At 44.9% G+C, this 24982-nt stretch carries 21 protein-coding genes; 7 read left to right on the top strand and 14 right to left on the bottom strand.

The window, feature by feature from the left end:
* Positions 1-28: 28 nt before the first annotated feature.
* Genes HW45_RS05145 through HW45_RS05155 form a run of 3 tightly spaced genes read right to left on the bottom strand, consistent with a single transcriptional unit; the run spans position 29 to position 2753 of the window.
* Positions 29-259: a FeoC-like transcriptional regulator gene (locus HW45_RS05145; RefSeq protein ID WP_038225379.1), complete on the bottom strand. Its 231-nt coding sequence runs from the start codon at positions 257-259 to the stop codon at positions 29-31.
* The gene (feoB, locus tag HW45_RS05150; RefSeq protein WP_038225380.1) at positions 256-2526 is read right to left on the bottom strand and encodes a Fe(2+) transporter permease subunit FeoB; all 2271 of its coding nucleotides are present in this window, start codon (positions 2524-2526) and stop codon (positions 256-258) included. Before feoB ends, HW45_RS05145 begins: the two co-directional genes overlap by 4 nt.
* Positions 2526-2753 (bottom strand): FeoA family protein, encoded by a 228-nt coding sequence (locus HW45_RS05155; protein WP_006074277.1) that lies wholly within the window; start codon positions 2751-2753, stop codon positions 2526-2528. Before HW45_RS05155 ends, feoB begins: the two co-directional genes overlap by 1 nt.
* 562 nt (positions 2754-3315) lie before the next feature.
* Between HW45_RS05155 and HW45_RS05160 the strand changes: the two genes are divergently transcribed.
* From HW45_RS05160 to HW45_RS05170, 3 genes are read left to right on the top strand one after another with little or no spacing between them, the layout of a single operon-like run.
* Positions 3316-4056 carry a 5-oxoprolinase subunit PxpA gene (locus tag HW45_RS05160; RefSeq protein WP_051867814.1) on the top strand — a complete coding sequence of 247 codons (741 nt, stop codon included), beginning with the start codon at positions 3316-3318 and terminating at the stop codon, positions 4054-4056.
* Complete coding sequence (gene pxpB / locus HW45_RS05165; RefSeq protein ID WP_038225382.1) at positions 4053-4751, top strand: 5-oxoprolinase subunit PxpB; 699 nt, start codon at positions 4053-4055, stop codon at positions 4749-4751. Before HW45_RS05160 ends, pxpB begins: the two co-directional genes overlap by 4 nt.
* Complete coding sequence (locus tag HW45_RS05170; protein ID WP_038225383.1) at positions 4736-5677, top strand: biotin-dependent carboxyltransferase family protein; 942 nt, start codon at positions 4736-4738, stop codon at positions 5675-5677. Before pxpB ends, HW45_RS05170 begins: the two co-directional genes overlap by 16 nt.
* Here HW45_RS05170 and HW45_RS05175 read toward each other — a convergent pair.
* On the bottom strand, positions 5674-9018 hold the full coding sequence (locus tag HW45_RS05175) for an AraC family transcriptional regulator (RefSeq protein WP_038225385.1): 3345 nt from the start codon (positions 9016-9018) through the stop codon (positions 5674-5676). The genes HW45_RS05170 and HW45_RS05175 overlap by 4 nt on opposite strands.
* Positions 9019-9324: 306 nt before the next feature.
* Entirely contained in the window at positions 9325-10212 is an 888-nt protein-coding gene (znuA, locus tag HW45_RS05180) for a zinc ABC transporter substrate-binding protein ZnuA (RefSeq protein ID WP_038225386.1), read from the bottom strand.
* 81 nt (positions 10213-10293) lie between these two features.
* Here znuA and znuC point away from each other — a divergent pair, with 81 nt between their 5' ends.
* Positions 10294-11076: a zinc ABC transporter ATP-binding protein ZnuC gene (gene znuC, locus HW45_RS05185; RefSeq protein WP_006074271.1), complete on the top strand. Its 783-nt coding sequence runs from the start codon at positions 10294-10296 to the stop codon at positions 11074-11076.
* The gene (gene znuB / locus HW45_RS05190; RefSeq protein WP_038225387.1) at positions 11073-11858 is read left to right on the top strand and encodes a zinc ABC transporter permease subunit ZnuB; all 786 of its coding nucleotides are present in this window, start codon (positions 11073-11075) and stop codon (positions 11856-11858) included. Before znuC ends, znuB begins: the two co-directional genes overlap by 4 nt.
* Positions 11859-11936: 78 nt before the next feature.
* On the opposite strand, the gene sucD is transcribed toward znuB, so the two are convergent.
* The 8 genes from sucD to sdhC all read right to left on the bottom strand — a co-directional run bounded on the left by sucD (position 11937) and on the right by sdhC (position 21531).
* Entirely contained in the window at positions 11937-12809 is an 873-nt protein-coding gene (gene sucD, locus HW45_RS05195) for a succinate--CoA ligase subunit alpha (protein ID WP_006074269.1), read from the bottom strand.
* A complete protein-coding gene (gene sucC, locus HW45_RS05200) occupies positions 12809-13975 on the bottom strand; it encodes an ADP-forming succinate--CoA ligase subunit beta (protein WP_038225388.1) in 1167 nt (388 codons plus the stop codon). Before sucC ends, sucD begins: the two co-directional genes overlap by 1 nt.
* A gap of 182 nt (positions 13976-14157) precedes the next feature.
* Complete coding sequence (gene odhB / locus HW45_RS05205) at positions 14158-15363, bottom strand: 2-oxoglutarate dehydrogenase complex dihydrolipoyllysine-residue succinyltransferase (RefSeq protein ID WP_006074267.1); 1206 nt, start codon at positions 15361-15363, stop codon at positions 14158-14160.
* A 28-nt stretch (positions 15364-15391) separates the two neighbouring features.
* Positions 15392-18202 carry a 2-oxoglutarate dehydrogenase E1 component gene (gene sucA, locus HW45_RS05210; protein WP_038225390.1) on the bottom strand — a complete coding sequence of 937 codons (2811 nt, stop codon included), beginning with the start codon at positions 18200-18202 and terminating at the stop codon, positions 15392-15394.
* Between the two features lie 102 nt (positions 18203-18304).
* Positions 18305-19015, bottom strand: coding sequence for a succinate dehydrogenase iron-sulfur subunit (locus tag HW45_RS05215; protein ID WP_006074265.1), 711 nt, complete (start codon positions 19013-19015; stop codon positions 18305-18307).
* Between the two features lie 15 nt (positions 19016-19030).
* Positions 19031-20797, bottom strand: coding sequence for a succinate dehydrogenase flavoprotein subunit (gene sdhA / locus HW45_RS05220; protein ID WP_038225391.1), 1767 nt, complete (start codon positions 20795-20797; stop codon positions 19031-19033).
* Positions 20798-21145 (bottom strand): succinate dehydrogenase, hydrophobic membrane anchor protein, encoded by a 348-nt coding sequence (gene sdhD, locus HW45_RS05225; protein WP_006074263.1) that lies wholly within the window; start codon positions 21143-21145, stop codon positions 20798-20800. It abuts the gene before it with no gap.
* Entirely contained in the window at positions 21139-21531 is a 393-nt protein-coding gene (gene sdhC, locus HW45_RS05230) for a succinate dehydrogenase cytochrome b556 subunit (protein WP_038222929.1), read from the bottom strand. The genes sdhD and sdhC overlap by 7 nt, the downstream gene beginning before the upstream one ends.
* A 395-nt stretch (positions 21532-21926) precedes the next feature.
* Between sdhC and HW45_RS05235 the strand changes: the two genes are divergently transcribed.
* Complete coding sequence (locus tag HW45_RS05235) at positions 21927-23216, top strand: citrate synthase (protein ID WP_006074261.1); 1290 nt, start codon at positions 21927-21929, stop codon at positions 23214-23216.
* A 74-nt stretch (positions 23217-23290) separates the two neighbouring features.
* Here the strand turns inward: HW45_RS05235 and HW45_RS05240 are convergent, their stop codons facing one another.
* Entirely contained in the window at positions 23291-24049 is a 759-nt protein-coding gene (locus HW45_RS05240) for a Nif3-like dinuclear metal center hexameric protein (RefSeq protein ID WP_038225392.1), read from the bottom strand.
* Between the two features lie 84 nt (positions 24050-24133).
* Between HW45_RS05240 and HW45_RS05245 the strand changes: the two genes are divergently transcribed.
* Positions 24134-24901, top strand: coding sequence for a DUF1853 family protein (locus tag HW45_RS05245; RefSeq protein ID WP_038225569.1), 768 nt, complete (start codon positions 24134-24136; stop codon positions 24899-24901).
* Positions 24902-24982: the final 81 nt, after the last annotated feature.

Raw genomic sequence — 24982 nt, forward strand, 5'->3', positions numbered from 1 at the left:
GCTATTTATATAATGACTCAATCACATTTTACATGGTAACGGTAACCGATAAACCATCGTTACGATTCATGGCATAACGCACACGTGTCACTTGATCGGATTTATTGGTATCAAGCATGCGTGATACTGTGCCCTTACGAATCCATACGGACAACATCGCGTCAACACCATCTTCACTGAGCGAGAACTTCTTAGCAATCTCCTGGCGACTCGCGCCAGGATGCATTTCAATGAATGATTTTAACTCTGTAAGAATCATGCCGTTTGCGCCTCTAGTGCACTCTGTTTTCGGCCTTCGTTTTGCAGTAGCTTGAACACCAGTACACACACTAACAGAATGGCAGCGATCCAAGCAGCACTGGTCATAGGATGAGCCGTGAAATGAGTAACCTGGTAGTACAACGTTGCACTTCCGTAGGCTAGACCCATTGTCCACACCGCAATAAAGCGTGCGTATTTTTGACCAAACTCTTTAACGTAAGCACCCATTGCTGCAACACATGGTGTGTAAAGCAAGATAAAGATCAAGTAAGCAAACGCTGCATTGCCAGTGACAAAGTAGCCTTTTAGGTTACCAAAAATTGATGTATCTACGGCCTGCTCTTCAGCTACGGCAGAGGAATCAGTAAGGTCACCAACATCGACACCTAGAGGATCTGAGTAGCTAAGACCAGCTAAATTCGCCGGGATAGATTCAACCGCTTCTTGTAGGCTCCCCATCAAATCATATTCACTCTCTTCACCTTCACCCGAAGTGTAAAGGCTGTTGAGTGTACCCACGACAGCTTCCTTGGCAAAAATACCAGTGATAATACCCACCGTTGCTGGCCAGTTATCTTGCTGGACACCCATAGGTGAAAAGACTGGAGTAACCACTTGAGCCGCTTTCGACAATACTGAGTTTTCACTATCTTCGTTGCCGAATGAGCCGTCTGTACCAACAGAATTTAGGAAACTCAAAATAGTTACAACTACCACGATGGTTTTACCTGCACCCAATACAAAGCGCTTTAATTTCTGCCATGTTTTGATCATGACGTTTTGGAAAGTTGGCAGCTCATAGTCCGGCATTTCCATAACTAAGCTATCACTCGAACCTGGGTAGATGGTGTGCTTAAGTACTAAACCTGTAAACACTGCCGCGACAATACCAAGGATGTACAAAGCGAATACCACATTTTGACCGCTTTCTGGGAAGAAAGCCGCTGCAAACAAGGCATACACAGGAAGGCGGGCACCACACGACATAAATGGTGCCATGGATGCGGCAAGTTTGCGCTCACGCTCTTGGTCTAGGGTACGTGTTGCCATAATAGACGGTACGTTACAGCCAAAACCTAAAACCAGTGGGACGAATGCTTTGCCCGGTAGACCGATTTTTTGCATGACTTTATCTAGCACGAACGCGGCACGAGACATGTAACCAGAGCTCTCAAGAACGGCCAAGAAAAGGTACAGAGCTGCAATCACTGGGATAAAGGTAGCTACCGTTTGAATACCACCACCGACACCGTCAGCAATAAGCGTTACAAGCCAAACAGGTAAGTGTCCATCCAATAGATAGTGTCCACCATCAACCAGCAACGCACCGACACCAATGTCAAAGAAGTCGATAAATGCGCTACCAATGTTAATGGAGAACATAAACATTAGGTACATCACCACAAAGAAGAATGGCACACCCACCCATTTGTTCAGAATGAGTGCGTCTACTTTTTCAGTGAAGCTGCGGCTTAGCTTACCTTCACTACGGCGAAGTTTCTTACATTGTTCATGCAGGAATGTGTATTTGGTATCAGCAACCTGTAGATCGATATCAAGTTGAGTTTGCTTGCCAGCCAGTTCAATGTCGTCACGCTGCTCTGATGTCAATGAGTTCAACACCATCACATCTTTTTCTAATGCACGAATCGCTAGTGCTCGCGAATTAACCGTTTCTCCGGCAAAAACAGGTTCCACTTTCGCAATAGCCTGCTCCATTTCTGCACCATAATTAATGGCAAGCGCATCAAGAGTAAGACCTTGAACAACGGTTTTGTGAAGACGTTCTTTTAGGTTTCTGACTTGGTCTTTATCTGTCGCAGATAGTGTCATCACCGGACAGCCAAGCGCTTTTTCAAGCCCAGCAATATCCAATTTTACTCGTTCACGCTTCAACGCATCCATTTTGTTAAGTACAACTACCATAGGGCGACCTAGCTCACGTAGTTGGAGCGTCATATACAAGCTGCGCTCTAAACTGGTAGCATCAACAACGTTAATGATAAGATCAGCAGGATGAGTCAGGACAGCGCGAGAAGCTATCGATTCATCAATACTGTTACCATCATTGCCACTATCTAACGCGTAGATCCCCGGCAAATCTGTAAGTTGAAAGTCATCACCCGCGTGATGATATTGACCAGTTTTCTTTTCTACCGTGACACCAGCCCAGTTACCAACTTGTTGCTTAGCACCTGTAAGTCCATTGAATAAGGTCGTTTTACCGCTGTTTGGGTTACCGACTGTCAGAATGGTGTAGTTCATTACACTGACTCCACTTCTATCGCTTGCGCTATGTTATTGCGAACAGCCAAAGAGACGCCACGAACCTCAATTTGCAGAGGGTCACCCATTGGAGCTCGACGAATAACTTTAACTTCGGTATTAGGTAATAATCCCATTACCATCAGTTTTTTACGGACATCATTCGATAGTCCTGTCAGTGCAGTGATTTTTCCACTGCTTCCGATATTCAAATCAGCAAGTTTCATTAAATCCACCCAAACTATGATTGGTAATGAGAAATATTAACATTAACAATAATTTTATATTTAAAAACTAAGGTTTCGCATTGCGCTAAATCAATTTTAGCGCCAACGCAACTGCAATACTTGTCAAAATATTTCCGTCAATTACGTCAATTTCTGAAAACAAACCCAACTTTCATGACGAGAAGATGACTAGCAAAAAAGATAAATAAAAATAAAATCAATAAATATCAACACCTTACACTAAAAATAAAACAATGGCGTAATACTCATAATAAGTTGCCGTTTTTTTTATAAGGAAAATAAGTGGAACTGCTTATAGTAAATCCCAACAGAGCAAACCTGCTCCTGTTAATCGAAATTCCAGAGGTGATGTGGGTAACCGCATCACTCCGGCAGCAAGCGAAGGTGTCATTGGCACCCGCGGTATGGTCCCCCGGCTATGCCGCGAATTTTTTTTCTTACTCGTCTCTCAAACTTCCTTCTCACGTCTACTTTTCTGATTTGTAAACAATTAACCTATTCCCCATACTCAGTAATAGATGGTCAAATGGAATTGGACACTATGTTTAAACTTAACGGTGATGTTGGTGAAAGTTTCGGCCCTTGGCAAATGGGACAAGATGCCTCCTTAATCCCACTGCTTGATATGGCTAACATTGCCTGTGGCTTTCATGCCTCTGATCCTGACAACATGATTAAGACTATCGAACTCTGTGTCACACATCAGGTTACAATTGGTGCCCATCCTGGGTATGCCGATAAAGAGGGATTTGGGCGGCGCTCAATACCAATGACACAAAACGCCCTCATTCACTCTGTGATTTATCAGATTGGCGCTCTTAAAGCACTAACGGAATACCAAGGCAGTCAGGTAAGTTATTTTAAGCCACACGGCGCGTTATATAACGATATGATGGAGTCCGATGATATTTTGAAGTGTATGTTGACGGTGTCAGCCTCTTTAAATTTACCTCTTATGCTACTGGCAACAAATCATGCCATGACCCACTCCGAAATGGCGAGTCAATGTGGTGCATCATTAATATTCGAAGCGTTTGTTGATAGACGCTACCAAACCTCTGGTTTATTGGCGCCGCGAAATCTAGAAGGCGCCGTGCTTCACTCTGAAACCGATATTCTTGGGCAAGCCTCATCCTTAGTCTCACAACATTCTGTACAAACCATTGACAACAAAACGTTGAAGTTAGATGCCGAGACACTCTGTGTGCATGGAGACAATGAGGCGTCAATTCGAGTCGCCAAAGCAATCCGCTCACTTATTGACGCTCAGGCCTTATCATGAATACCAACTTACGCATCATTGAGGTATCTGAGTCAGCACTTATGGTGTACTTTGGCGATGAAATTGAACTCTCTTTACCAAATGAGATTGGTCAGTTCTGTGACCAGATAGAGCAACACTTTGGGGAAGGTATACTAAACCTCACCCCTTCCTACACCAGCTTATTGGTGGAATATCATCCTTTGAGAGTGGATGAGCAGCAGCTTCGACAGTTCATCACAGACATTAAGGTAATCGAAACCAGTCTGTCCACACCGTCATCAATTACGGTTTTACCCGCCTATTACGCACCTGAGGTAGGCCCAGAATTAGACAGCATGTCTCGTGACTTATCTCTTGCAATTGAGAGTATTATTGAAATACACAGCCAGACACTTTATACCGTTTGCGCTATCGGCTTCGCTCCAGGGTTTGCTTTTCTAGCTCAGGTGTCAGAAACCATCCAAGTTCCCAGACTAGTTACACCGCGACACTTTGTTCCAAAAGGAAGTATCGGTATCGCTAATAATCAAACGGCGGTTTATCCTCAAGATACGCCTGGCGGATGGCAAATCATAGGTAATTGTCCTATTGAACTTTATAACCCTCAGCAGCCACAAGATAGCAAGTTGAAGGTTGGAAATAACGTTCGATTCGAAGCAATAGACAAGCGAGAGTTCATAAGTCTTGGAGGCAAGATATGCCCAAATTGGTAGTACTCAATCAAGGACATCATGCAACTATTCAAGATCTTGGACGCCACCATTGCGCACAATTTGGGTTAAGTCCGGGTGGAGTCAGTGATCTACACGCCCACTGCTGGGGCCAAAAACTGTTAGGTAACCCGTCTACCAACGCCAGCGTTGAAATACTGCTTGGGCGGATAAAGCTGCGTGCAGTCGGCGATATCGACGCTGTTCTTACCGGAGCTGATTGTCGCGCAATTAACGCTACTCGCGGTATTGCCTTGCCTCAGTGGCAAGCCTTTCGCTTGCATGATGGCGAAGAACTACACCTATCCACGCCCAGACAAGGCCTAAGAACGTATTTATCGGTCAAAGGAAATTTCCAAATTCCTCCTTTTCTGCATAGTGTCGCAACGGTTGAAAGAAACCAAATAGGAGGACTAGGACAAGGAAAACCACTCGCTTTGGGAGATGTATTGACCATAACGGATAAAGCTCATACCAAACCCATCAAGATGCCAAATTCGGCAATTCCACGTTATGCGTCCAGTTATCGACTCAGGCTCATCCCCACTTTTCAATACCATCAATTATCATCGCAGGTGACCAATGAAATACTGACATCGCAATATCGAATTTCAGCCAATAGCAATCGCATGGGTATCAGACTCGAAAACGAAAACGGATCAACCAGTACGGCTTTACCTGCTGTTGGTTCGATGATCTCAGAAGGTATTGTTTGCGGAGCTGTGCAACTCCCGCCAGACGGGATGCCAATTATACTACTGCAAGATAGACAAACGTTAGGTGGCTACAAAAAACTTGGCACCGTCGCTTTTAGAGACTTGGCGACACTTGCACAGTTAAGACCTGGCGACCACATTGAGTTCCACCTGACTAACCTTGAAGTCGAACGTCACAAACAACGCGCTTTTTATCAGTACTTTGAACTCTAATCGCTTGTTTCTTCTACATCCATGGCAGCAAACTTCGAGGGCGGTAAACCGAAATAGAGTTTGAAGCGTTGCGAGAAATATGACGGATCGTTGAAACCACAAGCAAACGCCACGTCAGCCACTTTTTCTCCTTGTAATAACATCTCACACGCTTTTTCCATTCTCACATCAGTTAGATAGTCGGTAAATGTCGCACCAAAAAGTGATTTAAAGCGACGCTGAAAACTGCGCTCGGAGATAAACAAAGATTTAGACGCCGTAGCGGTACTAAGATCAGGATCATTGAAGTGTACTGACACCAACTGAGTCACCTGGCGTTTCCAACTTTCATACTTGTCGGTTTTCACTTCAACTGATGAGGTTTCCGTCTCTGGATTCAGTATAGAGCGAGCCTTCACCTCTGCCGGTCCTGTCGTTGACTGCTCACCTGACAGAGTCCAGCGCATAGTAATTCGATTTCGACCGTTTCGCTCTACAGGTTTCAACTCGCCACCAGAGTGATGTATATGGAAAGGAAGACTACTTGGACTAAAATCCAACTGATTAACGGCCATCGTATCCAACTGAGTTGCATTACTTTCGCTAAAGTTAGGGAGTGGTAAACCACTATCTTCAAAGCAAACGCTCAGCTTCGCTTGGTCATCATCCAGAGTAATACGTATGACTTGCCCACGAACCAAACGTCTCATTGCGTTAGCAAGTATCGAGTTAAATATGATGTCTAAGTCACAACTATCTACCAACACAATATCGCGACTAGCGTGATTAACCAGCTCAACATTGATGCCATAGCTGTCTAACTCTTTCTGCCACGCCGCCAGCGTGAAGTTTAGAATTCGCATCACCGAGCATAACATGGGCTTTTGATTGCTATCCTCAAACACAGCACGCACACTTTTTAGGCTTTCACTCGCCTCACTGCTTTTGTGGGAGTAACTGGAATTTTCTAGTTTAAACTGTTTAGAGTGACTGATCGCCTGCTCAGTGAGTTCTCGAAGCACTTGGTGACGTATATTAAATGCCTTTCTAAGTTGCTGATTATTCCCCACCAGAACTCGACTTTGATGTTGCAATTGTTCTGTCTTCAACGCGACTTGTGTTTTTAGAACGGTATTCATTGCTTGTATTCGACGTGAACGCCAGTAGATAAACATCGCCGTTGCACAAACAAAACTCATACCAAGAAGGGTATAAAACCACCCGGTCATATACCAAGGTGTGAGTACATAGAACTCGAACAATTTGGTCCTCGGACTATCTTGCTCGCCTGATATTGCAATTTCGATATGCTGCTTGCCTGGCTTTGGCTTATCAATATTTAACTGCTGTCCCTGCAATTGTTGCCAATTAGAATCACCGATTCGATAGACCAAGTTACTCCCTTGCGCAAAAGGCCATAAACCTAACTGCAAAGCAATTGAATCACCAAACTCCACTTTAGGTGTTAATCCTGCTACACCACCAAGGTGAATGGGTTGGTTATTGATCGATACCTTAGACACTAGTACTTCCGGCAAAGGCAGCTGTGCATCAAGTAGTGCTTTCGAACTGAACTCGACAATGCCGTAGCGTGAACCTACTATCACTTCATCACTTTTTTGACTGTAACTACAACTGCCATTGATAAACTCATTATTGATTAGCCCATAAGGCGCACTAAAATGTTTCGTGATATCTCCTGAGGTGGAATAGGCAGAAATCCCCGCTGATGTCACGAGCCAAACACGCTCATCCGCTTGCGTAATACATACTGGACGAATGTTGTCGTGAAATAGAGGAAGGGTCCTAAAGGCTCGACTAGGTAGTGATAACGAAAAGGCTCCATAGCCACTCGCCACCCAAATCTGCTCATCAGAGGAGGATATTTCGATAACGCTGCCAAAGGGTTCACTCTGCTTAATAAAGTGACTTTTGCCATTTTCAATCAGATACAGTCCGTGGTCCGTCCCAACAACGGTAAGTTCTGGATTAACAACTTCGATTTCAGTGATCTTTGCAGGTAAGTGCTTGCTCACCACCCACTCATCACCAAAGTCTGTGACTTTTTTAGTCACTGTGTTTACGCTCATCAACCTTAGTCCATCACTCAGCCACAGGTTGTTGCCCGACCCTATCGCCAAATGATCAACGTGTGTTGGTATGCTATCAATCTCTTGTCGAATAGCCGTGACACGATATTTGGCGAGATCGAGTTGCAACAGTCCTCTATCAGTCGCTAACCATAATTGTTTGTCTTGTTGGGTCAGTGATGAAACACGCCCCCAAAATACCAGTGTTGAGATTCCCTTGCGATCTATTGAATAGAGTGCAGATGGCGTAATAACCCAGTAGCCTCCCAATGTGTTGGCTACGACTTCCAATTTCGCCTCTACGCGCTGTAGTTCATCTTCTAGCGACACCGTAAAACGACGAAATAGATCACCATATTCCGAGAAATAGCGCATGCCATTATCGGTGGCGATCCACATCCCATCCATCTTGTCTGATACTAGCGAATATATCTTTTCACCAGATAAGCTGAACTTGTCATTAATGTTGTGTTCTACACGTTCGGCGCGATAGGTTGCTTTATCAATTAGGAACAAACCATGCTCCGTTCCAACCCAGAAGTATTGAGTAGATTCTTGGAGTGTCAGTACATGGGCGCGATTCAGTAAATAGTAGTGTGACTCTTGGTTTACCAAGGAAAACTGCTCCACGCCTGTGCTATACCCTATCAAAAGCTGGCGTGTTGAGGACGAATAGAATAATTCGGTAACCATGCCTCTATGGCTAGTCTTGAGTTGACTCAAGGCTTGGTCTTGCCACTTAAACACACCTACATTTGTCCCTAAAAACCAAGTCCCATCAACTTTCAAAACGGCACGTATATCAATATTTGAACCGCTGTAGAACCGTTCAAAGATAGCTAGGTCGATTTGAGAAAAGTTCTGTGAATTTATATCCTGAACGTAAAGGTGTTTTTGATCGGCAAACCAAACTCGCGGTCCACTATGACCAATACGTTTTATGCTACCAGTGATTTCTACTTGATAGGCAACTTGCTCTTTACCCAGCGGGTAACGAGTCAATAGCTGATTACCTCTGGCATACCAAAACCGGCCATCTGCAAATGTAACGGTACGACTATTGAAAGACGCACCATTGAGCTCAACAAAACGAGAACCATCGAAAAATCGAACTTTATCATGCACATCAATAGACCATAACCCTCCCTCTTCTCCAGGGAAAAGCTGTTTCGCAGCAAGAAACTTTCCTTCGGTTTGCAGAGTAAGTGGGTAGAATATTGGCGGTAATTCGACGGCAAACGTAGTGACGGAATAAACCCCCAGCACAGCCATGCTCAATAGTTTTGCTATAAAGCAAAACAAGTAAGATGAAAAACCCCTGCTTCCACCGCTTTTATGAGGTAGCGGTAAGACATTCGTTGACGAGTAATGAAAGCAATGGGTCAAAATAAACCTAGTTAATTTGCGTCGATAATTATCGATAATTTAATAGATTTATTTAGTCAGGGAAAGTAATTGTGTGACTTCACTCATATAAATGATTGTTGGATCACGCTAACGGTGGTGGTCGTCATCAGAAAAATTCAGAAAACGACCAACACCTCAAGTATCAAGTAGGATTAATCTGGCACAGATCAATTATTGCGTCATGCAATCAACGATATTGGTCGAGATTGACTCAAGAAAAGTGAAATAGCTACCATCTGCCACTTTAATATCGGTCCCCAGTGGGTCTAGAGTTCCGATGGAAGTATTGGTGCCCCGAGTAACCGATTGAATCACGGCAGGTGTATATTGCGGTTCAGCAAAAACGCACTTCACATTTTGCTCGCGAAGCGTGGTTTTAATCGAGATCAGTGTTTTTGCTCCAGGCTTGCGTTCTGGGCTCACCGTAAAGTGGCCTAGATTGTTCAAGTCGAAGTAACTTTCGAAGTAGCCATAAGCATCGTGGAAAACATAATACCCTTCCGACTGAATCGGTTTGAGCTGCTGTTGTATCTTCTGTTCCGTTGCATCTAAGTTAGCCTCAAATGCTTTGAGCTTTGCCAAATAACCCGCTTCGTTTTTAGGATCTAGCTCTATCAATTTCGCAGTAATAGCTTTTGCGACCTGTCGCGACTGTGCAGGTCCTAACCATACGTGAGGGTCGTAGCTACCGTGGTTGTGTCCTTCATGACCGTGATCATGACCATCGTCATCGCCATATTCTCTCAACGCTAAGCCAGGAACAGTTTGAATTTCCAGCACGTTATTTTTCCCCTCAAGAGACTTCTCAAGAAAACTCTCTAGGTCGCTGCCAAACCAAATGACCAGTTCACTACTTTGTAGTTTTTTCACATCAGAGGGCTTTAGGGCATAATCATGAGGTGAGGCGCTTGCGCTTAACAACGAAGAAGCCGTTTGGTCATCCAGAATCAGTTCATGGGAAATCATCTCGAACGGTTTTATACTATTAAGTACTTCAAATGCTTGCGATTTATATGGAAGCAGTGTAGTAAGTGCCAAGATCGGAATGTAACGGTACATGTGCCCTCTAATTGTCTACTAGCGTGTGATGATTCGAAATGTTACATTATAACAATAAGCAATTGCAAATGAGTTCTATTCATGACTGAACTGATAAAGCTGAGCGGTGTAACCGTTGAGTTCAGTAAACGTAAGGTTTTGGACGATATAAACCTCACAATAAATAAAGGCCAAATTTTAACGCTTATTGGCCCAAACGGTGCCGGTAAGTCCACACTAGTCAAAGTGTTACTTGGCTTGCAAACTCGCTTTCAGGGAAACATAACCCGTGCCAAAAAGCTTAGAATTGGTTACGTCCCTCAGAAACTTAAATTAAATGACACCCTTCCACTTAACGTGGAACGCTTTCTTGCACTTGCCGGAAAATACAGCGCGCAAGAAAGACAAGATGCTCTCAAACTTGTTGGTGCAGAGCACTTAATGAAAAGCAATATGCATCAATTGTCCGGCGGTGAGAATCAACGTGTCTTACTAGCTCGCGCTCTATTACAAAGACCTGACTTGCTCGTTTTAGATGAGCCAGCGCAAGGCGTCGATGTTCAAGGTCAGATTGACCTGTATGAACTCATAGATACATTGCGTCACCGTTTTGGCTGCGCGGTTTTTATGGTCTCTCATGACTTGCATCTCGTTATGGCAAAGTCCGACGACGTTATCTGTTTGCATCACCATATTTGCTGCCAAGGCAGCCCGCAAACCATTACGCAACACCCATCGTATATCGCTCTGTTTGGTAGTGCGACTAAAGAGACACTGGCTTTTTATCAACATCAGCACACCCACCATCATCATGATTTATCCGGTGAGCCTGTAAAGGGTAACGCTTCACAATGTGCTCACCACAACCACGGACATACATCATGATTGAGTTCTTACTACCTTCTATTTTCGCAGGTATAGGTATTGCTTTAATTGCTGGGCCTCTTGGTTCATTTGTAGTTTGGCGTCGCATGGCCTATTTTGGCGATACACTAGCCCATGCTTCACTTATGGGGCTCGCATTGGGTTTCCTACTAGATATCAATCTCTATTTAGCTCTGACGGTCTGCTGCATGGCATTAGCTATCATCTTAGTGACCTTGCAAAAACAACGACTGGTCGCCACTGACACACTGCTCGGTATTCTCGCGCACAGTGCATTATCGTTAGGTTTGGTTGCCGTCAGCTTCTTGGATAACATTCGAGTAGACTTAATGAGTTATTTGTTTGGTGATTTGCTCGCAGTATCACCAACTGATTTAATGTATATCTATGCTGGTGTGGCGGTCATAGGCGCCTTGCTGTTTGTCTTTTGGCGACCACTACTCTCTACGACAGTAAATGAAGATCTGGCCGCAGTAGAAGGTGTCAATGTCGACCTAATGCGTCTTATCATTATGTTGATGGTGGGTTTAGTTATCGCAATAGGTATGAAGTTCGTTGGCGCGTTAATCATGACTTCACTATTGATCATACCCGCTGCGACAGCGAGAAAATTTACCGTAACACCCGAGCAGATGGCAATAACCGCCTCATTTATTGGCATCATCTCAGTATTTTGTGGTCTGAGTTTATCTTGGTTTTATGACACGCCGGCAGGCCCATCGGTGGTCATCAGTGCCGCGAGTTTTTTCTTGTTGGCGCAGTTCGTTCCATCGAGAGCCTAATCTGTCGATTACAATATAAGCTCTTGCACAAAAAAGCCCCTGCCTTTTTCAAGGCAGGGGCTTTTTTTATACGTAGAATTACCAACCAGTAATTTCACGCAGACCTTTACCGATATCGGCTAGGCTCTTAACCGTTTTAACGCCTGCAGCTTCTAATGCTGCAAACTTGTCTTCAGCGGTACCTTTACCACCAGAGATAATCGCACCAGCATGGCCCATACGTTTACCTGGAGGAGCTGTAACACCTGCAATGTAAGACACTACTGGCTTCGTGACGTTATCTTTGATAAACGCCGCCGCTTCTTCTTCTGCCGTACCACCAATTTCACCGATCATTACGATCGCTTCAGTCTCTGGATCTTGTTCAAACAGCTTAAGAATGTCGATAAAGTTAGAACCAGGGATTGGGTCACCACCGATACCGACACAGGTAGACTGACCAAAGCCTTCATCAGTCGTCTGTTTTACCGCTTCATACGTCAGTGTTCCTGAACGAGAAACGATACCCACTTTGCCTTTCTTGTGGATGTGACCAGGCATGATACCAATTTTGCACTCATCAGGAGTGATAACACCTGGGCAGTTTGGACCAATCATTACCACGCCAGCTTCATCGAGACGTACTTTTACATCAAGGAGGTCAAGTGTCGGAATGCCTTCTGTAATAGTCACGATAAGCTTAATACCCGCATCGATGGCTTCAAGGATCGCATCTTTACAGAATGGTGCAGGAACGTAGATCACAGATGCTGTTGCACCCGTTTCTTCAACAGCTTCACGCACAGTGTTAAATACAGGTAGACCTAAGTGAGTTTGACCACCTTTACCAGGAGATACACCACCAACCATCTGTGTGCCGTATTCAATCGCTTGCTCTGAGTGGAACGTACCTTGACCACCAGTGAAACCTTGGCAGATAACTTTTGTATCTTTATTAATTAGTACAGACATTATTTGCCCTCCGCTGCAGCAACTACTTTTTCCGCTGCTTCTGTTAGCGAGTTTGCAGCAATGATATTAAGACCACTTTCTGCCAGTTTCTTCGAACCTAGAGGCGCATTGTTACCTTCAAGTCGAACAACTACAGGGACTTCAACACCTACTTCTTCAACCGCACCGATGATACCGTCTGCAATTAGATCACAACGTACAATGCCGCCGAAGATATTTACCAATACAGCTTTTACATTGCTGTCAGATAGGATGATTTTGAATGCTTCTGTAACACGCTCTTTTGTCGCGCCGCCACCAACATCTAGGAAGTTTGCAGGTTGACCGCCATGAAGGTTTACGATGTCCATAGTACCCATCGCTAGGCCTGCACCGTTAACCATACAACCGATGCTTCCATCAAGAGCAACGTAGTTTAGCTCCCACTGTGCGGCATGTGCTTCGCGCTCGTCTTCTTGTGAAGGATCGTGCATTTCACGAAGCTTAGGTTGGCGGTAAAGCGCGTTTGAATCGATATTGATCTTACCGTCTAGGCACAGTAGGTTGCCTTCACCAGTAATAACAAGAGGGTTAATTTCCAGCAGCGCAAGATCGTACTGTGCAAACATGTTGCCAAGACCCATAAAGATCTTCACAAATTGTTTGATTTGGTCGCCTTCAAGGCCCAGCTTAAATGCAAGCTCGCGGCCTTGGTAAGCTTGAGGGCCAACCAATGGATCAATCGCTGCTTTATGAATCAGCTCAGGTGTCTCTTCTGCTACCTTCTCAATTTCCACACCACCTTCTGTTGATGCCATGAAAACGATACGACGAGAAGCGCGATCAACGACTGCACCAAGGTACAGCTCGTTAGCAATATTTGATGCTTCTTCTACTAGGATTTTTGTAACTGGCTGACCATTGGCGTCTGTTTGGTAAGTCACTAGGTTTTTGCCTAGCCACTTTTGAGCAAACTCTTTAACACCGTCTTTGGTATCGTGAAGTTCAACGCCGCCCGCTTTACCGCGACCACCAGCGTGAACCTGACATTTGACTACTTTCTTTTCAGTACTGATACGACCAGCGGCTTCGAACGCTTCTTGTGGGGTGTCACATGCGTAGCCTTCTGGTACAGGCAATCCGAATTCTGCAAACAGCTGTTTGGCTTGATATTCATGCAAATTCATTGTGCGATTCCATTTGTTATATCCCTGAGGGATTTTTTATTTCCATAAAACCGGTATCGGTTATACGTCTGTAGGAGTACTCGTTAGAGTCGCCTTAAGGGCTTACTAAGGAGCTAGACGTGAGCAAGTCTAGCTCCTTTTATTTTAGACGTCTATACGTCCAAAACAAAAACAACGCTTAATTACACATCAAGTAGCAAGCGTGCTGGATCTTCCAGTAGTTCCTTGATGGTTACCAAGAAGCCTACGGATTCACGACCATCGATTAAACGGTGATCATAAGACAGAGCTAGGTACATCATCGGCAAAATTTCTACTTTGCCGTCCACCGCCATTGGGCGATCTTGGATTTTGTGCATACCCAAGATAGCAGCCTGAGGAGGGTTGATGATCGGCGTAGACATAAGAGAACCAAAGACACCACCGTTTGTGATAGTAAAGTTACCACCTGTCAACTCTTCAACAGTTAACTTACCATCACGACCTTTAATCGCTAGCTCTTTGATACCTTTCTCGATGTCAGCAAATCCTAAAGTGTCACAATCTTTAAGTACTGGCGTAACCAACCCACGAGGAGTGGAGACGGCCATGCTGATGTCAAAGTAGTTGTGATACACAATATCATCGCCATCAATCGACGCGTTTACTTCAGGGTAACGCTTCAATGCTTCCGTTACTGCCTTCACATAGAAAGACATGAAACCTAAACGTGTACCATGACGCTCTTCGAATTGGTCTTTGTACTGCTTACGAAGGTCCATGATAGGTTTCATGTTCACTTCGTTAAATGTTGTCAGCATCGCCGTACTGTTCTTAGCTTCTAGCAAACGCTCAGCAACACGCTTACGTAGGCGCGTCATCGGAACACGCTTCTGGCTACGAGCAAGCACAGGAGCCACAGCTACTTCAGCTTCCGCTTTAGGTGCCGCTTTGGCCGCCGCTAGGTGCGCTTCAATATCTTCACGTGTGATACGACCACCAACACCAGTACCTGTCACATCGTTTGCCGTCAAATCATTCTCGGCCAATAAGCGACGAACCGCTGGGCTCAATGCATCATTAGACTCTTCTGTTAGTGACGCTTTATGGCGCTTATCTGGAGAAGCTTCTGTAGAGTCAGTCGTGTCGCTAGTTGGTTCACCCGCGACAGCGCCTGGCTTAAGCTTAGCGATTAGTTGTTTAGAAAGTACCGTTGCACCTTCTTCTTCAATAATTTCCTCTAGAACACCCGCATCAGGAGCCGGTACTTCTAGAACTACTTTATCGGTTTCGATATCAACGATAACTTCATCACGCGCTACCGCTTCGCCTGGTTTTTTATGCCAAGTTGCGACTGTCGCGTCTGCAACTGATTCAGGTAAGTCTGGAACCAGAATTTCAATTGTCATATCTGTGTCTTCCTTTTACTTCTAGTTCTTAATCTAGAGTCAACGCGTCTGAAATTAACGCTTTCTGTTGTTTTAAGTGTACTGACATATAACCTACTGCCGGAGATGCTGATGCTGGTCGGCCAGCATAGCTCAGCTCTGCTCCTACAGGGATTGCCGCACGGAAGTTATGTTGGCTCGAATACCAAGCGCCTTGGTTTTGAGGCTCTTCTTGACACCACACAAAGTCTTTCGCATTGGTATAAGCAGCAATCTTCGCTCTTACGTCATCCATTGGGAATGGATACAACTGCTCAATACGAACGATAGCAACGTCATCTTGGTCGTTGTTACGACGCTGCTCAAGTAAGTCAAAGTAAACCTTACCTGAACAGAAAACGACACGTTTCACGTTCTCTGGAGCAATATCGTCAATTTCCCCGATCGCAGGTTCAAACGTACCTTGTGCAAGCTCTTCAATAGTTGAAGTACACAGTGGATGTCTTAGTAGCGATTTTGGCGACATAACGATAAGCGGTCTACGCATCGGGCGAACCACTTGACGACGAATCATGTGATACACCTGGGCTGGCGTAGATGGGATTACCACTTGCATGTTTTGTTCAGCACAAAGCTGTAAGTAGCGCTCCAGTCTTGCCGAAGAGTGTTCTGGGCCTTGGCCTTCATAACCGTGTGGCAATAGCATAGTCAGGCCACACAAACGCCCCCACTTTTGTTCACCAGAAGATATGAACTGATCGATGACAACTTGTGCACCGTTAGCGAAATCACCAAACTGCGCTTCCCAAATGGTTAGACCGCTTGGTTCCGCTGTAGCATAACCGTATTCAAACGCCAGTACCGCTTCTTCAGAGAGCACGGAGTCAAAAACTTGGAAAGGTCCCTGTTTGTCGTGCAGGTTAGCTAGAGGAATATAGGTACTTGCATCATCTTGATTATGCAAAACCGAATGTCTGTGGAAGAAGGTCCCTCGACCTGAGTCTTGACCAGAAATACGAATACGTTTTCCATCATCCAGAAGTGTGGCGTACGCCAGTGTTTCAGCCATACCCCAATCGATCATTTTCTCACCGCTCATCATAGCAGCGCGATCGTTGTAGAGCTTATTGACTCGGCTTTGCAGTTTATGGCTATCTGGATACTGTCCAAGACGTTGGCCAAGCTCAACAAGACGTTCTGTCTTCACTTCACTTGCCCATTTTTCGTCCCACTCTCGGTCCATATATGGAGACCAATCTACTGAGTGCAGAGCCATTGGACGCCATTCTTTACATACCACTTCGCCTCTATCCAACGCATCACGATATTCATTGATCATTTGAGTCGCAGTTTCAATATCACTCTCTTCACGCTCGATTAGCACATCGGCATACAACTTACGTGGAGTTGGGTGCTTCTTGATTTTTTGGTACATCAATGGCTGAGTAGCATTTGGTTCATCTGCTTCGTTATGGCCGTGGCGACGATAGCAAACTAAGTCAATGACCACATCTTTAGCAAATTCATTTCTGAAGTCCAATGCGATTTGAGTAACAAATGCAACGGCTTCAGGATCATCAGCATTAACATGGAATATCGGTGCCTGTACCATCTTAGAGATATCAGTACAGTACATCGTAGAACGCATGTCATGTGGGTTTGAAGTAGTAAAGCCGACTTGGTTATTCACAACAATGCGAACCGTACCACCGACTCGGAAGCCTCGTGCTTGAGACATGTTGAACGTTTCAGCAACCACACCTTGACCCGCGATTGCAGAGTCACCGTGGATGGTAATCGGCAGTACCGAACGACCATCTTTGTCGCCTAAGCGATCTTGACGAGCACGCACAGAACCAATAACTACTGGGTTAACGATCTCAAGGTGAGATGGGTTAAATGCTAGAGCTAAATGCACATCTCCACCAGGCGTTGCAAAGTCAGCAGAGAAACCTTGGTGGTACTTAACATCACCAGTACCCCATGTTTCGTCATGCTTACCCGCAAACTCATCAAATAGGTCTTGTGGCTTCTTACCCAAGACGTTGACCAGCATGTTCAAACGACCACGGTGCGCCATACCAATCACAACTTCACGCATCCCCTTGCTACCAGCATGGCGGATAAGTTCTTTAGTCATTGGAATAAGGGCGTCGCCACCTTCTAGAGAGAAACGCTTTGCACCTGGGAATTTGGCACCTAAATAGCGCTCAAGCCCTTCCGCAGCAGTCAGTTCTTCAAGGAAAGTGTGTTTATGTTCAATATCAAAGGAGGGTTGACCGACTACTGATTCTAAACGCTGCTGGATCCAACGTTTTTGTGCGGTGTTGGTCATGTGCATGTATTCTGCACCAACGGAGCCACAATAGGTTTTTTGCAGCGCCTTATGAAGATCACGTAATGTCATGCTTTCTTGCCCAATAGCAAAAGAGCCAACATTAAATGTCTCATCTAAATCGTCTTCAGTAAGAGAGTGGAAAGCAGGTTCCAGCTCTTCAACAATCGGACGTTTCCATAAACCCAGCGGATCTAGGTTAGCAGCTTGGTGACCGCGGAAGCGGTAAGCGTTGATTAGCTGCAGTACTTTTACTTGTTTAGCATCGACCTCGGGGTCACTTACTTGAACACTTGAATGCTTTGTTTCTTGAGCGAGTCGTCGGAAGTAATCACGGACACGTGAATGCGGTTGTTCAACCACATCGTCAGGTTGCACAGGCAACCCTTCAAAAACACGTCTCCACTCCTCACTTACCTGATCGGGATCACTTAGATACAGTTCGTAGAGGTCTTCTACGTACGTTGCATTGGCGCCTGCCAAGTGTGAAGACTCGAGCCATGCCTTCATCACACCATTGTGCATATTTTCCCTTAACCAGTAGTAGTTTTCACGTATGCTTCGGTCTACGCCGAGCTATTAGAAGCCGGCTCTTCCAAAAGGTCGAGCCGGCAATTTTTTTATTTGTTACACCGAACGATTCACAAGCATTGACTTGATGTGGCCAATTGCTTTTGTCGGGTTTAATCCTTTAGGACATACACTGACACAGTTCATGATGCCATGACAACGGAAAACGCTAAATGCATCGTCAAGATTTGATAAGCGTTCATCTGTTGCTGTATCGCGGCTGTCAATCAACCAACGGTACGCGGCAAGTAGACCTGCTGGTCCGATGAATTTATCTGGATTCCACCAGAATGACGGGCAAGATGTCGTACAACATGCACACATAATGCACTCATACAATCCATCCAAATGCGCTCGCTCTTCTGGCATTTGCAGATTTTCACGCGAAGGTGGCAAATTGCCATCCGAAATAAGAAACGGCTTAACTTTCGCGTAGTTATCATAAAACTGAGTCATGTCGACAATCAAGTCACGAACTACAGGTAATCCAGGAAGTGGTCGAATTACGATCTCGTTCCCTTCCAGAGCTGACAGTGGCGTGATACAAGCCAGGCCATTTTTGCCATTCATGTTTAGGCCATCAGAGCCACAAACACCTTCACGACAAGAACGACGGAATGATAGCGTTGGGTCTTGCTCTTTCAGAAGAATCAGAGCATCTAACACCATCATGTCAGAGCCTTCATCGACTTCAAGCGTGTATGCCTTCATGTAAGGCTTATTGTCTACATCCGGATTGTAACGGTATAGAGAGAAATTAAGTTTCATAGTCTGGTCCTCCCTCTAGTACGTACGTGCTTTCGGTGGGAAAGCTTCACGATGAACTGGTGTCATGTTGACATCACGTTTCGTCATCTGTTCAGTTTCCGGGTTGTAGATAGAGTGACATAGCCATTGCTCGTCATCACGGTCTGGATAGTCAAAACGAGCGTGTGCTCCGCGGCTTTCTGTACGATAGTTCGCCGCAACCGCTGTAGAGAATGCCGTTTCCATCAAGTTATCAAGCTCTAAACACTCAACGCGTTGGGTATTAAATTCTGAAGACTTATCTGCAAGGTGTGCGTTTTGTAGGCGCTCACGAATCACTTTTAGCTCTTCTAGACCTGTTGCCATTGCATCACCTTCACGGAATACCGAGAAGCTGTTTTGCATACAAGTTTGTAGATCTTTACGAATTTGAACAGGATCTTCACCTGAAGTGCTGTTTTCCCAGCGCATAGTACGTGCTAGTGACTCTTCAATGTCTGATTCCGTCGCTGGACGAGCTTCTGTTTGCGCGGCCAGAGTTTCACCAAGGTGAAGACCAGTCGCACGACCAAATACCACAAGGTCAAGCAGTGAGTTACCACCAAGACGGTTAGCGCCATGAACCGATACAGAAGCAATTTCACCACAAGCAAATAGGCCCTGTACTTCAAGGTCGTTTCCGGAAGCATCTTGTTTAATAGCTTGACCAGAAACTTGCGTTGGTACGCCACCCATCATGTAGTGACATGTTGGAATAACAGGGATTGGCTCTTTAACTGGATCAACGTGTGCAAACGTTCGAGAAAGTTCACAAATACCTGGAAGACGCGACTCAAGTACGTCTTTGCCTAGGTGATCCAGTTTCAGTTTAATATGTGGGCCCCATGGACCATCGCAGCCGCGACCTTCACGAATTTCAATCATCATTGAACGAGCAACTACATCACGACCTGCAAGGTCTTTTGCATTTGGTGCATAACGTTCCATGAAGCGTTCGCCATCTTTATTAAGAAGATAGCCACCTTCACCACGACAACCTTCTGTTACTAGTACACCAGCGCCAGCGATACCAGTTGGGTGGAACTGCCACATTTCCATGTCTTGCATAGGAACGCCTGCACGTAACGCCATACCGACACCATCACCAGTGTTGATGTGAGCATTGGTAGTAGAAGCGTAGATTCGACCTGCACCGCCTGTCGCTAGAATGGTTGCTTTGGACTTGAAGTAACAAATCTCACCAGTTTCCATACATAACGCAGTACAACCAAGAATCGCACCGTCTTGGTTTTTCACTAGGTCAAGTGCATACCACTCTGAGAAAATTGTGGTCTTGTGCTTAATGTTTTGCTGATAAAGCGTATGAAGCAAAGCATGACCAGTACGGTCAGCTGCAGCTGCAGTACGTGCTGCCTGCTCGCCACCAAACTCTTTAGACTGACCACCAAATGGACGTTGGTAGATCGAGCCATCTTCAAAACGAGAAAACGGTAGACCCATTTTTTCTAGTTCGATAACAGACTTAGGACCATTCTTACACATATACTCGATAGCGTTTTGGTCACCAATGTAGTCAGAACCTTTAACAGTGTCATACATATGCCACTGCCAGTTGTCTTTATGAGAGTTTCCTAGCGCTACTGTGATACCACCCTGAGCGGATACTGTATGTGAACGAGTAGGAAATACTTTGGATAGCAATGCACATGATAGGCCTTGCTCTGAAATTTGTAGTGCGGCACGCATGCCCGCACCACCAGCGCCGATTACTACGGCATCGAACTCACGAACTGGAATAGACACTTACGCACCCCACAGAATAAAGAAACCAGAGAAGAAATAACCAAGAAGCACTGCGATGAAAGTCAGTTGCAGTGCACCACGAAGCTTGGCACATTTGATGTAGTCTGTAAGAACTTGCCATAGACCAATCCACGCATGAATAAGCACTGAAGCTAGCGCCAACATAGTGAAGACTTTAGTGAAAGTACCACCAAAGAAATTGGTCCAAGATACGTAGGAAATGTCTCCTGCAAAAGCGCAGAAGCTCACGAGATAAATCGTATAAAGCGTCATAATGATAGCGGTAGCACGAATCAATAAGAAATCGTGTACGCCATTACGACCAAATGTTGAGACGTTGTTTACCATACCAATACTCCAGCCAGCAGTGACAGAACACCTGTCACGATGAAGGCAACCTTAGCGCTTTTGGTGCCCGACTCGAGCTCCTCAAAATAGCCTAGGTCCATAATCAAATGACGCACACCACCAACAATGTGGTACGCCAATGCCGTCAAAATTCCCCAAAGGATAAATTTCACGAAGAAACCATCGACGATGTCAGCAGCTTCTGCGAAACCAATCGGAGAAGAGAGTGATTTGGATAGTAACCAAAGAAGTATACCGATCGACACAAACGTAATCACACCCGACACACGGTGCAGGATGGAAGCGATTGCGGTGATCGGAAAGCGAATTGTCTGCAAATCTAAATTAACAGGTCTGGACTTTCTTTCTTTCACGGGCTTGCTCACTCAGCTCCATTGAGCCATTTATTGTTATGAATAAATTTTGGTCCGTAAGCCTCAAAAGTTAACATAAAGTTAACAATAAATTCGTGTTACAAGAGAGATAATTGTAACAATAATGTTAACAGACTAAGATCCAAATCGACCTCACCTCGGTTTGTACCCTAGAATTTATAAGGATTTGACCAACAATTTCACCGCAACTATACGGTTGGCAACATTCTAATACAATTGGTGTAACAAAATATGCTACACAGAACAGATTTTTAACCATTTTTCTATAAAAAATCATAACAAGTGCACACATCACCGTTTAAAAATTGACTTTAACTGCGAAGCGAAGTAAAAAATTGGCACACAAACATCCTGGACGGATTAAATAATAAACAAAGGAGATTGTTATGGCAGATAAGAAAGCGACCCTTCATATTGAAGGTCAAGCGCCAATCGAGCTGCCGATTATGGATGGTTCTATCGGACCACAAGTAGTCGACGTTCGTAAACTTGGAGCCAATGGTTACTTTACTTTTGACCCAGGTTTTCTTGCCACTGCATCCTGTGAATCTCAAATCACTTATATCGACGGCGGCAAAGGTGTACTACTGCACCGTGGCTTCCCAATCGATCAGTTAGCTAACAATGCAGACTACCTTGAAGTTTGCTATATCCTTCTTGTTGGTGAAGCCCCTACACGAGAAGAATATGAGAGTTTCAAACAAATCGTTACACGCCACACCATGGTTCACGAACAAATCGCGAGTTTCTTCCACGGTTTCCGTCGCGATGCTCACCCAATGGCGGTTATGTGCGGTGTTGTAGGTGCTCTTGCAGCCTTCTATCACGATTCTTTAGATATTAATAATGATACGCACCGTGAAATCGCGGCTTATCGTTTGATTTCTAAGATGCCGACACTTGCAGCTATGTGTTACAAGTACTCAATCGGTCAACCATTCATCTATCCTCGTAACGATCTAACGTATGCGGAAAACTTCCTACACATGATGTTTGCTAACCCATGTGAAGAGTATGAAGTGAACCCTATCGTTGCACGTGCGATGGATAAAATCTTCACTCTGCACGCAGACCACGAGCAAAATGCTTCGACTTCTACAGTACGTCTTGCTGGTTCATCGGGTGCTAACCCATTTGCGTGTATTGCAGCTGGTATTGCATCACTATGGGGCCCTGCTCACGGTGGTGCCAACGAAGCATGTTTGCGTATGCTTGAAGAAATCGGCTCTGTTGATCAGATCCCTGAATTCATCGAGCGCGCGAAAGATAAAGACGACCCATTCCGTCTAATGGGCTTTGGACACCGTGTTTATAAAAACTACGATCCACGTGCAACAGTAATGCGCGAAGCGTGTCACGAAGTACTGAAAGAGCTAAACATCAAAGATCCACTACTCGACGTGGCAATGGAACTTGAGCGTATAGCACTTTCAGATGAGTACTTCGTTGAGAAGAAACTGTATCCAAACGTAGACTTCTACTCAGGTATTATCCTTAAAGCGATTGGTATCCCTGTTTCTATGTTTACGGTTATCTTCGCGATGTCTCGTACTGTGGGTTGGATTGCTCATTGGAACGAAATGCACAGCGATCCAGGCAACCGTATCGGTCGTCCTCGCCAGCTTTATACTGGTGAAGAAATGCGTGATTTCAAACCGCTTCACGAGCGTGAATAACAGAGCACATCAATCAGACACAACATCTGAAAACAAAAGAGCAGCTTACGCTGCTCTTTTTATTTGAAGAAAATCTATACTGGATTATCAATGTCGATAAACTCGACATCAAGGCTATGCGCTGATGCCAACCACTCACCCAGAGCCTTAATACCATATCTTTCAGTTGCATGGTGGCCCGCCGCAAAATAGTGGATGTTCAATTCACGGGCTGTGTAGGTTGTGCGCTCAGAGATCTCGCCTGAAATAAATGCATCGAGCCCTTTAGATGCAGCAAGTTCAATATAGTCCTGACCACCACCGGTGCACCAGCCAACCGTTTCAATCATTTTCTCCGCTTGTTCAGGTGCAATGTGAAGCGGTTCTCTAGAGAGAACCTGAGCAACTTTCTGAGCGAAGGCTTCACCAGTCATCGGTTGAGCCAGTTTACCAAACATAGCTACAGACTGAGCGTGCCCCTCTAGTCCATCAATCACTTCAATATCGAGTAATTCAGCTAATCTCGCATTGTTGCCAAGTTCAGGGTGTATATCCAGAGGTAAGTGGTAACCATACAAATTAACATCATTTTTGATAAGGGTGCGAATACGTTTACCTTTCATACCACGAATGGCTTCAGGTTCGCCTTTCCAGAAATAACCATGATGAACCAATAGAGCATCCGCATTAACAGATACCGCATAATCGATCAGTGCTTGCGAGGCTGTTACACCTGTCACTACCTTATTTATTTCACTAGCGCCTTCAACTTGTAGCCCATTTGGACAATAGTCTTTAATCAGTTGAGGAGACAACTTTTCATTGAGCACCGCTTCGAGTTGTAAGTTATTCATAGCACTTCCTGAGCAATTTCTTGATTTCCGTGGTTATAGCAATTTAATCTAGGGTTGTCGAAAGGAAAACGCAAACACATGAGCATGAATACTATAAAGGAATTCTTATCTTGGATAAGGACTAGTCCTAGTCTAATGATGAATGACCACAGAATCTCGCCCTACTTCCCCAGCGTCAATATGGATTCAGATGTTAAGGTTAACAGCGACTATGACGGCAACCCTAGACTCGGTTTTTTGTATCAGGAACTGTGTCGTCGACAGTTTGACGCCAGTCATGAATATCAAGTTATAGGCGAAGAATTGCAGTTGCAGCAAAATAACCGAACTATTGGTGCTATCGACTTTATTTTGGATAACCTTGCCACTGAGCAAATCGAGCATTGGGAAGTGGCAATAAAGTTCTATCTACTCAAGGACGGCTATTGGTATGGACCAAATGCCAAAGATCGCCTGGATAAGAAATTGCATCGCATGCTTGAACACCAACTTATGATGACTCGCACAGAAGCGTTTCAAGCTTTGTATCCGAACATTGATGACATTTCTCAGCACCTACTGATGCAAGGCAGACTTTACGTCAACCCATTTGAAAAGACTACAGTTCCAGAATATTGCCTAGGTTTGAAGATCAATCCGGAGCGAGTCACTGGTTTTTGGTGTTATCAAAGTCAGTTTGAAAGGGTTACGGAGCCTTTGTACCAACTATCCAAACCTCTTTGGGCAACGGGATTCAACAACGAAAACAAAGTGCCAGTGACTGAACTGCCACAACACTTTATCCATTGTCAGTCTGAAACTGGTCAGTTTTGGTTTATTGTTCCCGATGACTGGCCGCAGAGTAGTATGTAACTACAAAGCCATAACTAACGGGCATAAAAAATGGGCCCTAATAAAGCGCCCATTTTTACCTTGTGATTTGTCTATCGCTTT

Origin of the sequence: Vibrio sp. ER1A, from assembly GCF_000733315.1 — a bacterium.
In the GTDB taxonomy this organism is placed as follows: domain Bacteria; phylum Pseudomonadota; class Gammaproteobacteria; order Enterobacterales; family Vibrionaceae; genus Vibrio; species Vibrio mediterranei.

Coding starts and splice junctions, on each gene's coding strand:
- znuA (WP_038225386.1), bottom strand. CDS start 10,212: ATGTACCGTTACATTCCGATCTTGGCACTTACTACACTGCTTCCATAT.
- HW45_RS05240 (WP_038225392.1), bottom strand. CDS start 24,049: ATGAATAACTTACAACTCGAAGCGGTGCTCAATGAAAAGTTGTCTCCT.
- odhB (WP_006074267.1), bottom strand. CDS start 15,363: ATGACAATTGAAATTCTGGTTCCAGACTTACCTGAATCAGTTGCAGAC.
- HW45_RS05145 (WP_038225379.1), bottom strand. CDS start 259: ATGATTCTTACAGAGTTAAAATCATTCATTGAAATGCATCCTGGCGCG.
- sucD (WP_006074269.1), bottom strand. CDS start 12,809: ATGTCTGTACTAATTAATAAAGATACAAAAGTTATCTGCCAAGGTTTC.
- HW45_RS05155 (WP_006074277.1), bottom strand. CDS start 2,753: ATGAAACTTGCTGATTTGAATATCGGAAGCAGTGGAAAAATCACTGCA.
- HW45_RS05160 (WP_051867814.1), top strand. CDS start 3,316: ATGTTTAAACTTAACGGTGATGTTGGTGAAAGTTTCGGCCCTTGGCAA.
- HW45_RS05235 (WP_006074261.1), top strand. CDS start 21,927: ATGGCAGATAAGAAAGCGACCCTTCATATTGAAGGTCAAGCGCCAATC.
- sdhD (WP_006074263.1), bottom strand. CDS start 21,145: ATGGTAAACAACGTCTCAACATTTGGTCGTAATGGCGTACACGATTTC.
- feoB (WP_038225380.1), bottom strand. CDS start 2,526: ATGAACTACACCATTCTGACAGTCGGTAACCCAAACAGCGGTAAAACG.
- sucA (WP_038225390.1), bottom strand. CDS start 18,202: ATGCACAATGGTGTGATGAAGGCATGGCTCGAGTCTTCACACTTGGCA.
- HW45_RS05215 (WP_006074265.1), bottom strand. CDS start 19,015: ATGAAACTTAATTTCTCTCTATACCGTTACAATCCGGATGTAGACAAT.
- HW45_RS05245 (WP_038225569.1), top strand. CDS start 24,134: ATGAATACTATAAAGGAATTCTTATCTTGGATAAGGACTAGTCCTAGT.
- znuB (WP_038225387.1), top strand. CDS start 11,073: ATGATTGAGTTCTTACTACCTTCTATTTTCGCAGGTATAGGTATTGCT.
- znuC (WP_006074271.1), top strand. CDS start 10,294: ATGACTGAACTGATAAAGCTGAGCGGTGTAACCGTTGAGTTCAGTAAA.
- HW45_RS05170 (WP_038225383.1), top strand. CDS start 4,736: ATGCCCAAATTGGTAGTACTCAATCAAGGACATCATGCAACTATTCAA.
- pxpB (WP_038225382.1), top strand. CDS start 4,053: ATGAATACCAACTTACGCATCATTGAGGTATCTGAGTCAGCACTTATG.
- HW45_RS05175 (WP_038225385.1), bottom strand. CDS start 9,018: ATGGCTGTGCTGGGGGTTTATTCCGTCACTACGTTTGCCGTCGAATTA.
- sucC (WP_038225388.1), bottom strand. CDS start 13,975: ATGAATTTGCATGAATATCAAGCCAAACAGCTGTTTGCAGAATTCGGA.